Annotated in this window: 5 protein-coding genes and 2 pseudogenes; 3 read left to right on the top strand and 4 right to left on the bottom strand. The window is 60.5% G+C overall.

The window, feature by feature from the left end; translation table 11 throughout:
• The 4 genes from C1D09_RS06810 to C1D09_RS06795 all read right to left on the bottom strand — a co-directional run.
• Positions 1-757, bottom strand: a 757-nt coding sequence (locus tag C1D09_RS06810) for a glycosyltransferase (protein ID WP_167514512.1), incomplete at its 3' end; no start/stop codon positions are given.
• 70 nt (positions 758-827) lie between these two features.
• Positions 828-1916, bottom strand: coding sequence for a tetratricopeptide repeat-containing glycosyltransferase (locus C1D09_RS06805; protein WP_167514511.1), 1089 nt, complete (start codon positions 1914-1916; stop codon positions 828-830).
• An 18-nt stretch (positions 1917-1934) separates the two neighbouring features.
• Complete coding sequence (locus tag C1D09_RS06800; RefSeq protein ID WP_143973560.1) at positions 1935-2711, bottom strand: DUF707 domain-containing protein; 777 nt, start codon at positions 2709-2711, stop codon at positions 1935-1937.
• A gap of 26 nt (positions 2712-2737) precedes the next feature.
• Entirely contained in the window at positions 2738-6445 is a 3708-nt protein-coding gene (locus tag C1D09_RS06795; protein WP_143973559.1) for a glycosyltransferase, read from the bottom strand.
• Between the two features lie 1233 nt (positions 6446-7678).
• On the opposite strand from C1D09_RS06795, the gene C1D09_RS06790 reads away from it, so the two are divergent.
• The 3 genes and pseudogenes from C1D09_RS06790 to C1D09_RS06785 form a co-directional block, all read left to right on the top strand.
• Positions 7679-8041 (top strand): hypothetical protein, encoded by a 363-nt coding sequence (locus C1D09_RS06790; RefSeq protein WP_143973558.1) that lies wholly within the window; start codon positions 7679-7681, stop codon positions 8039-8041.
• A 46-nt stretch (positions 8042-8087) separates the two neighbouring features.
• Positions 8088-8579 (top strand): annotated as a pseudogene (locus C1D09_RS33675) (DUF4347 domain-containing protein); the annotation flags it as partial.
• A gap of 198 nt (positions 8580-8777) precedes the next feature.
• Positions 8778-10189 (top strand): annotated as a pseudogene (locus C1D09_RS06785) (hypothetical protein); the annotation flags it as partial.

Here is a 10189-nt window from a genome sequence, read left to right as displayed (position 1 = left end):
CCTTAAAGGCCTCATCATCCAAAGGCGCGGTAAGTCCCGCCCCAAGTGCGGCCTGGCGTGGAAATTCGCCGACAGGCGTACTGATAACCAGCCGACCGGCCGCGGCAGCCTCCAGCGCCGGCAAGCCGAAACCTTCTTTTATCGACGTCACAAGGACCGCTTGCACGCTTCCGTAGTAGTGCGGCATCGCCAGGTAATGAAACTGACCCGCTGGAGAGAAGACGAGGCCTGCGGCCTCGGTGGCCTCTTTGGCAAGGTGACCGCGCTTCAAATCAATGCCTTGATGGTCCGCGCGATGCATGCTGCCACCATAGCCGACGACCCTCAGTTCGTTGGCTATAGGTCGAAAGAACCTTCGATAGTTAACTCCCAATTTGACAACTTTCGGAATTCTCTTGATACCCATCGCGATGGAAAGATCGCGGAGGAATTCACTGACCACGGCGTACTCGGCAAAGCTGTCCATTTCTTCAGGCGGACGCGAGGTTATCGCGTGATGTAGGTCGTAGTCGCCGTGCGCTACGACAACTATTTTATCATGTGGAATGCCGTAATTGTCTGTGAGCGGCCATGTCTCGCCTGGAATACCGTAAAAATAATCGTAGTATTCCTTCATCATGTCCATATCAGAGCGGGAATATGCTTTACTCCAGTCAAGCATGTCGCTGACAATACCTTGCTGATGCAGGTATCTGGTCAGCTCTGAGTGCACCGAGCCAAACGCCCAACCCATTCCTACAAATTGCAATATTCGCATGAATTTGTTTTCTCGCGTCCTGGTTGCGCCATGTATATTAGCATGGATTAAAAACGCCATATCAAAGCCGCTACTCGGCTTCACCACTCCGCACGATATTCTTTAACTGACAGAAGTGCTGCAGGTTATTTTGCAGCCTTTTGTTCTCCGGGTCCAAGTTCAGCGCCCTTTGTCCCCATTCTACCGCTCGGTCCATGACATTGAGGCGCCAGGCCGCGATAGCGCCAAGGTCGTACAGCCGAAACCCCCAGCAGTTCGCGTCGTCAAGGTAACTACCGGTGCGGTGCGACTTCTCGATGCCATTGCTGCAGGCCCAGAAAAGATTCAACCAGTCGCCCTTGTCGTGGAATTCCTCAGCCAGGTCGAGCCAGGCTTCACGCCGGTGCGGCGCCTCGATCCGGGCCTTGTCCAGCCACGACAATCTCTGCTCTGGCTGCATGCGCGCGATATAACGCATCGCCTCGGATCGTTCTTCCGCCCACTTGCTTGTCGGCAATTCAAGGTACCGCTCAAGCAGCGGAACGGCCCTCGCGTGTTGGTTGGCCCACATCAAGTCCCGCCCGAGCCAGAAGCAGATTTGAGCGTCGTCGGGGTCTTCCTTGTGTGCGACCTCCATCAGCGGCAGGTAGCTGCTCCTTGTTGGCTTGGCGAGGTCCTGAACCTCGAACATGACGATGTCTCTGCTGCTCGCCGTGACTTCCGTTTCACCAGTGAAGACCAGGGCTTCGTGGACTGGCCGCTTGAAGCGATATCCCCAGCGATGATGAAAGTTCTTCGCCGGCCAGCTTCGCAGCGGCGTCGGGTCATCGACACTCGATCTGTAGACGGTCTGGCAGTAAAGGGCTGTCGTCCCGGGCGTCCAGGCCGCCTCGAGCTTCGGCCGCCAGCCGGGCTCGAGAAATCGATCCATGTCCATTGTGCAGCAGACATCGACGTCGGCCGGGATCAGCGCCATGGCGGCGTTGCGGGCATCGTCGAAACGCCATGGCCGGACCGCTATCCGGTGCACGGTAACGCCGGCAGCGGTCAGCCGCGCCACCGTGTCGTCGGTGCTGCCGGTGTCGGCGACAATGCGATAATCGGCATCGACGGCCGAGTTGGCCCAGCGCTCGACGTTTGCGGCCTCGTTCAACGCAATGGTGTAGACGGCGACTTTCACCAGAAACCTTCCATGGGTCTATGCGCGAAAGGAGTACGTTCGGTAGATAAAACGTATCGGCCTGGCGATGTATGGATTGGTGTTGATCATGGTAAGAATCGACTTCATCTCTTCATAAGGATCAACGCCGATCGAGCGAAGGTACGAGTAGAATGCACCCGTCTCGTGATTGCTTACTTGGGTGTGCCGCATCAGAAATTCGTCGACGATGCCCGCTGTCCATCGGTCCGCGAGGTGATGACCCCAATATAGATCGAGTCCCCATCCTGAGATCGACAGGTCAAAGGAATGGAGCATCTCCTGCAAGAACGCGCGCCTGAAGAACGGGGCCATGACCTCGACCCAATTGGTGGTCCGCAGCTTGAGGCCAGGATGCTCGCGCGTCAGCCCCATCGCGTCGATGCAATCCGGGGTCAGAGCGGGTTGAGCAAGATCAAGCGAATATTCATCGCAAATGGCAAAAAACGCATCAGGATTGAAAAGAATTTCTATATCGTCATCAAGGAATAAAACTCCCTCATAGATGTTATGAAGGCCTGTAGCCTCGAAGAACCGTTTGGCGCCATGCATTTTTGATCGGCCGCCCGCAAAAACAATATCGGCCCTATTTCGAAGAATATCGTCCGGGTGTGGCGTGGCGTAGTAATTTATCGCGAGGTCGTATTGGCGCTCCCCTTGCGGAATCTCGGAAAAAAAGCAAGGGCGGCGCTTCGATCCGGCGCGTATCAGGATCAGATATCGCCTCTGGTCGCTCGGGACCGACAACAGCTGAATATCGTTCGAATTCTCAAACATTGAACCGACGGTTCTCGCTCCGATTGTTACCGAGTATCCCCAGTTCCCGCGCCCTTGCGTATGGCCACGAGACCACCCATCAGCTTGGCGCGATTCAACTCGTAGTGGCTGTCGAAGAACAGGATTTCGGCGAACTGACCGGCAAGCGCGCTCACCCCCAGCGGATCGACCGAACGCGCGCTGCCCTGCTCCTTGATCTCACGCAGCAGGGTCTTGGTCAGCGTGATCTTGCTCGCGTCTTCACCGGGCGGCTGCCAGTCGAGGTCTTCGATGAAGTACCATCCACTCGGTTTAAGCAGGGAAAAGAGTTCGCGAAGCGTAAGCTGTTCCCCAAAGGACGTGTGGCTGCCGTCGTCGATAACCACGTCAAGTGACTCAGGTTCGAGTTTCGCGGCGATTTTGCGCAGGTCCTCCGGCCTAGACTGATCGCCGACAAATGACCTGAACCTATCATTGTTCAGATGGGAAAGATCGTTGAGGTCGACGCCGACCACTTGGCTGAACGGAAAGTACTTTTGCCAAAGGCCCACCGATGCTGGTGCGGTCCGATCTTCGATCCCAGCGCCGCGGTGCTGTATGATCTCCATAATACGCTTCACCGCAAGCCTGCGGCTCGACAGCAACCGATCATAGACGCGAGCATAGCTGTGCCGGTTGCCCGTGTGTCTATTCTTGTCGGTCGGGAATTGGTCGGCAAGCTTCGTCAGCGAGGAAAATCCGGCGAGAGGGTCAATCAGCGCCGAGATCAGCGGCGCCCCTTCGCCGCCAAGCCGGGCCTCGTTGCGCGCCGTCCATAGGTGGATGCCGAACACTCGATCATCGTTCAGATAGTCGGCCAAGTCGCCAATCGGCTTCTCGAACCGGTCGATCTCATTCCAATCGATGGTGTTGAAGAACATTGGGCTGAACACCCATTCTCGCAGTTCGGCTCCCGCGTCGGAGGCAATGTAGTCGGACAGAAGCTTGGGGCCGATGTCGCCGAACTCCTTGCCGCTGGCGTCATGGAAGCGCGAGATCGACAACTCATACAGGGCCCTCAGATGACTGCTGTAGGGTTTGGCATAGATGACGTTACCGCAAACAAAATGGCCCTTGTGCGATCCGCGCCATTGCAGATTGAAGAAATGATCGCCGCGGAACGGGAAGGCTCGCAGAAGGATGACATCGCAATCCATCCATAGCCCACCATGCTCGTAGAGCAGGGCGTAGCGAAAGATATCGCTGAAATATCTGATCTCGGAGCCGGCGACGATCCGCTCGAACAAGGCTCGCGGCATGACGTCGTCGGCATTGCGGACTTCGATCCCGCGCGCGACGAGGAATTCGAGCTTCTCCGGCGCGTAGCTCCATACGCGCACCGGATGGCCGGCTGCCCGCATCGAGGTCGTGGCCGCGATCAAGGTACGATGCTCGGCCTTGTCGGACATCACCTGGTAAAAGCAGTTGATCTGCGCAAGTGCTGTGTCATCGCGGCTAAGGAAGCGGGAAATCCGCGCGTCGAACTGGCGAGATCGTTCCCGTCGTTGCGGCGGAGAATCGACCTCGCGCAGAAACGGCGCGAGTTCATGAAAGATTTCGTCTGTCGACTTCATGCCGCCGGGGCCGAGGTCCTCGCCTTGCGGCGGCGCCTGGTTTGTGGCGCCCATGGTTCCATCGTCAGCGCGGTCAGGCTTGCTCCCTGCTTCCGTTGGCCCATGCCCTGAGGCTGGCGTCAGCCTGGACGCTGCACCGGCCCCACCCGATGGCAGGCTGTCCACATCCTCCAGCAGCGACCTTACCTCCGCCTCGTCGACGGTCGCGATCCAGGACTGGCTGTCGGTGACGCTGTAGGAGATCAGCAGGCGCCTTTCGTCAGGGTGCCACGCCAGCCCGGCAGCGAATTCGACGCCCTTTTTGTCGAAGAAGAACGGACGGCTTACTTTTCGCAAGGAGTTGGCTTCATCGAACCAGACGAACCGATGCAGGTAGTAACGCCGCTTCTCGGCGGTCCGCCACTGGACTTCATGGATCAGTGCGAGCCACCCGCCGGCAAATGCGATCAACTGCGTTCCACCCCTGAAACTCTGGGCGGCGATCGCGGGAGGACTCTCGATGAGAGTCGAGCCCCACGCGTCCACGGTTCGGGTGGGATCGCAAAGATAGATGAACCGCAGCGTCTCTGCCCCCGCCGTGCCTGGCTTGACTTGCGGCATCCAGTTCTTCTCGTGCACCCGCGGCCCCGCCGGGCGGAGTACGCGCCAGTCGGTCAGCCGGCAGGAAGCGCCCTCGTCAAGGCGCGCGACGATCTGCTCGCACCAACCCTCCTCCGTCAATTCGCGCACACACGACACGCCCCACAGCGCATCGCGCCACGCGAACAGGCGCATGTCCTCAAATCCGAGAACTCGGTCGTTGGCGGGTTGCGGCATATCGGCCGGTGGCAAAACCTCGCTGGCGGACTGGATGACGAACTCATCACTCAATCGGAGAAGGAAATTGCGCGTGTGAACCGGCACGCCACCCGGCGTGTCGTATTGCAGGTTGTCTTCGGCCAGCGTGTAGTTCACCGTTCGCTGCAACAGCACGATCTGGTCGCCCAATCGAGCCACCGACGGGTTTGACGACCGATAGCCATCGGGCGCCGTGAAGCCGATGGGACGCGCGTTGAAGGACGGCATCATTGTCTTGGCAGGCTGCACATAGAAGAACAGGTTGGACCACGCCAGTTCCCTGGGGCCATTGGCAATCGTCCGGTTCAGCGCCAGCCAGTTGCACGCTGCGAACCCGCGGTCCTTGAGCGCCGGATCGCGTGCGTAATTGGCCGCGATCGCAAACTCCTCCAGCAGGCCTGTCGTGTAGACGTAGTCCTCGAGAAAAAGGATGTCCTGCTCTGGTCGGTTGATGGCCAGCCCTGCTTCAGAAAACAGGACGCTGGCGTGGTTCATCCCTTTGTCGCGGTAGAAGCGAGCCAGGTCATAGAGCGGCTCGGCACGTTGCGGCCGTTGATTGAAGGCTATAAGCGCCTCGCCGATGAAGCCTGGCTCGTCGCCGAGCTTGCGCAGGCAGCGAGCCCCCTGCAGGCGGGCGTTCCACGCCTCCTCGTCCCAGCCGCCCATGGCGGCGCGTTTGGCGTAAGCCACCGCGGCCTCCGCTGTCCGCCCAGCATCACGATAGGATTGCGCCAGGTAAAACCAGTAGCGCTGGTTTTCAGGATCCTTCTCGAGGGCCTCGAGCAAAAGCCGGGCATCTCGCTCGAATTTGTCGACGCGGTTCGAGCCGCTGGCGTGGTCCTTGTACCAGGCGCTGCGGAGTTCTTGAACCCCGCCCGGCACGTCGAGATACTCGTGGGTGACACCATGGTAGCGTGCACCGGCATTGCGTCTGGCAAGGCGCGTGTTCCAATAGGCGAGGCCGGAATCCGAGCGCTGCAGCAATCGGTAGCCCGGCCCGTCTAGCTGCTGGCGGAAGCCTGGATCCTCGACCACCAGCTCCATGTCCGCGTCGTCAAACAGCAGATAGTCGTAAGCGAGTGGCGAAGCATAGGCATGATCGAGTGCTGCGTTGCGCGCCTGCTCGAAATTGTGGAATGGGAATTCGTGCAGTTCGCCCGGCAGGTTGCGGGCAGCGAAGAACGACCTGATGAAATCCTGGGTCCCGTCGGTCGAGCCGGTATCGCCGATGACCCAGCAGTCGATGTGGCCGGCAACCGCCCCCAGACAGCGTTCAAGGTTCGCCATCTCGTTCTTGACGATCATGTTGAGGCAGAGCCGTTTGCCGTTTGTCATGCGTGATCCATCGGCCCTCAATGTGACTGTCGGCGATGGGGACGGTTCGCGTGTCGCCGCGCTTTGCCGGATCCGTTTCGATGCGGATTCGCCAAGTCTCGATCGCTCATGCCTTCCCCCCCCGCTGTCGCTGTCCACTTGCCAGTCCGGCCGCGCAACAGCTGATATGTCCAAAGATCCGGTCATTCCTTCTCACGGATCCTGCAGGACGTCCTCTGGAAACCGCGCTTAACCTTATCCATCGTGGTTAGCAGCCAGCCGTCGTGCCAGCGGGCGGCAATCCCAACGGTGAAAGATCCTGCTTGAACCGCAACCGCCGGCATTCACCGCTCCGTCCGGTCTGACCGGTAGGTTCTGTATTCCGCCGCCGTTTGCATGCTGCCGTCAAGGTCGAGGCATCCTGATCCGCTGGCACATTGCTAACCCATCTGCTGCGCCACCTTCAATTGCTGTCGGAAGCGGGCAGGATTGCAAGTGATCCTATCAAGCGCCTGATTTTCATAACGATTCTCTAACTCGTCCCACTACGATTGCTAAAGCGGGGCTACCCTGCTTTCAGCTAATTTAGTAGTTGCTTAATTTATAGTTTACAATTCGCTAATTTTCGAATTTACTAAAACGCGGTGTTAAGGGGCGCCCGCGGATTGGACGGCCTCATGCCCGAATTTCTGCGAAAGTCTCTCTCTGGGAGTTGAGTTAGAGGGTCTGGGTAATCAGGGCCGTTTTGCAGGTTGTAAGGTGCGTCGCAGGGCGCGCTAACGCTGTATTGTGTCTACGCTCTCCCCTTTGGAGGCGGACGGCGTCCCATTCCTTCGAAAGTTGCCGCCGAGACGTCAACGTCACGGTAACGGGAGTGGGTTGTGATTCAGGTAGCATCGCGTGCGTATCGCAAGAACCATGCAGCCCCCAGACTGAACGGGGACCTTGGGACACTGCGGCTAGGCCTCGCCGGAACCGATCGGCGGAATGGTCTGACCGGCGCGCGTGAGCCCGCTCTTCCGAACTCTTCTTCATCCATCCGTCGAGATCCGATCTCGGCACGATCTTCCGAAACCGGAGGTACGAGGCCAGTCGATCACGCTCGCCGCCGAGCGCCCGGCCGAGCGGCTGGGGCGCTCGGTACGAATTTCATTGATGCACTGTCGCACGCACTTCGAACGCCAGATGCGCTGACCTAGTCGGGCAGCGGGCATTTGGCGCCAAATGGCAATTGACGGCGCGGCACAGTGGCCGCGAACCAAGGAGGATAAGATGACGTACATAGCAGGCTTTGCGGTCATGGAAGTTGCCGTGAGGGGCGTCTTGCCCATCGGCGACACGACCGAAAATGTGCCTTATTTTATCCTGGACACGGCCAAGAACGCCGTCGTCGGTCAGGTCATTCTCCCCAAGGCCGTCAAACGAAGCCTCGCCGTCGCTCTCACCGTCAAGGTTCCCGCCGCAGCCGGCTCATTTGCGATTGGCACATTCGACGATGGCGGAAATTTCCAGGCCTGCAGCTTCCTCCGCGTAGAGAGCCCCTCTGTCGAACGGCCTGACGGCGCCGTCGGCCCGTCGGGAAGATGACCGCGCCGCCCAAAGCTCCTTCTTCCGACCGCTCGTCGGCCAGCCGATGGGCGGTTTTCCCTTGAATCGAATTCGAAGCCAACAGGAGCCAGTCATGGCCCGCGCCTCTGAAATTCTTTTTGTCGATCCTTCGATCTCCGACCTCGAGACCGTTCTCGGTAACCTTAGGCCCGAAGTCCGGGCTGTCGTGCTCGATGGCCGCCAGCCGGCGGCGCGGCAGATCGCTGCCGCGCTCGCAGGGCACGACCGGCTCGACGCCGTCCACGTCATCGCACATGGCGCGCCTGGCCGGGTTAGCTTCGCTGCAGGAGAGTGGTCAGCCGCCACACTGAAGGAAGATGCTGAGGATCTTGCCGCAATCGGCAGGGCGCTTGCCGCGGACGGCGAGCTGCGACTGTGGAGCTGCGAGACCGCATCAGGGGATGCGGGCGAAGCCTTTATACAGGCGCTGGAACAGGCGATGGGCGCGGGCGTTCGTGCATCCAGGTCGCTGGTTGGCGCAGCCGCCCTGGGCGGCGCCTGGGAGTTATCCGCACACACATCCACGCCCATGCCGCCGCTGACATCGGCTGGCGTGGCCAGTTACACCGGCGTGCTGGCGGTTGATCTGACACTCACTGGCAACTTGACTGTTCAGAATGGCAGCGCCAATATTAACACGTATTATTTAATAGATACGTCAGTCAGCCCTGCTTTGCTGGTTGGTAGTTTCGTTCTTCCAGCATCTGGGAACAACGTGACCAGTGAATTTGCTGTAACTATAACGATTCCAGATCCTACCCATACTTATAAGATTTATGACAGCGGCTTCCACCTTTTTGGAACACTTACGCCTGGTGGCGGGAATTCCTACACTTTAGCCGACGGCCCTGTCTTTGGTCCTAGCAATGGTAACGGGGGCAATCAATTTGATACCGGCAGTTTCAGCACCAGTACTGTTGGGGCGACAGGCCCGGCAGGCGCGACCGGCGCCACGGGTCCGACCGGAGCAACAGGCGCGACCGGTGCAACCGGCACTACCGGCGCCACGGGCTCTACGGGTGCGAGCGGTTCAACGGGACCGACTGGTGCAACCGGGGCAACTGGCGCCACGGGTGGTACAGGCGCGACCGGCACTACCGGCGCCACAGGCTCTACGGGTGCGAGCGGTTCAACAGGACCGACTGGTGCAACCGGGGCTACGGGTGCAACAGGCGCGACCGGCGATACTGGCGCTGTAGGTTCGACTGGAGCAACTGGCTCGACCGGCGCCACGGGCTCTACCGGCGCAACCGGAGCGTCTGGAGCGACTGGCTCTACAGGTGCAACCGGGTCCACCGGAGCCACAGGCTCAAGCGGAGCGACTGGGTCGACTGGCGCAACCGGTGCCACTGGTGCGACCGGCGATACAGGCGCGACAGGCTCAACCGGCGCCACCGGTGATACCGGAGCGACTGGTGCGACGGGTGCAACAGGCTCGACTGGATCCACCGGCGCCACGGGTGCGACTGGTGATACCGGCGCCACGGGCTCTACAGGTGCAACCGGGTCCACCGGTGCCACAGGCTCGACCGGCGCAACCGGCTCGACCGGTGCCACAGGCTCGACCGGCGCCACGGGTGATACCGGAGCGACGGGCTCGACCGGTGCCACGGGCTCGACTGGGGCGACTGGCTCGACCGGAGCCACAGGCTCGACCGGCGCCACGGGTGATACCGGTGCCACGGGCTCGACCGGAGCGACGGGCTCAACCGGAGCCACAGGCTCGACCGGCGCAACCGGCTCGACCGGTGCCACGGGCTCGACCGGGGCCACAGGCTCGACCGGCGCCACGGGTGATACCGGCGCGACTGGCTCGACCGGCGCAACGGGCTCGACCGGAGCAACTGGGTCGACGGGCGCAACCGGCTCGACCGGAGCCACAGGCTCGACCGGCGCCACTGGCTCGACCGGTGCGACAGGCTCGACTGGGGCCACGGGCTCTACAGGTGCAACCGGGTCCACCGGTGCCACAGGCTCGACCGGAGCAACCGGCTCGACTGGGGCGACTGGCTCGACCGGTGCCACTGGCTCGACCGGCGCAACCGGCTCGACTGGTGCCACAGGCTCGACCGGCGCCACTGGCTCGACCGGCGCAACAGGCTCGACTGGTGCGACTGGATCTACTGG

Source organism: Mesorhizobium intechi (assembly GCF_002879535.1).
Taxonomy (GTDB): Bacteria; Pseudomonadota; Alphaproteobacteria; order Rhizobiales; family Rhizobiaceae; genus Mesorhizobium; species Mesorhizobium intechi.
This window is presented reverse-complemented; position numbering and strand designations above follow the sequence as displayed.

Excerpts from the sequence above, each read along its gene's own strand:
- C1D09_RS06795 (WP_143973559.1), bottom strand. The coding sequence starts at position 6,445 with ATGATCGTCAAGAACGAGATGGCGAACCTTGAACGCTGTCTGGGGGCG.
- C1D09_RS06800 (WP_143973560.1), bottom strand. The coding sequence starts at position 2,711 with ATGTTTGAGAATTCGAACGATATTCAGCTGTTGTCGGTCCCGAGCGAC.
- C1D09_RS06790 (WP_143973558.1), top strand. The coding sequence starts at position 7,679 with ATGGCAATTGACGGCGCGGCACAGTGGCCGCGAACCAAGGAGGATAAG.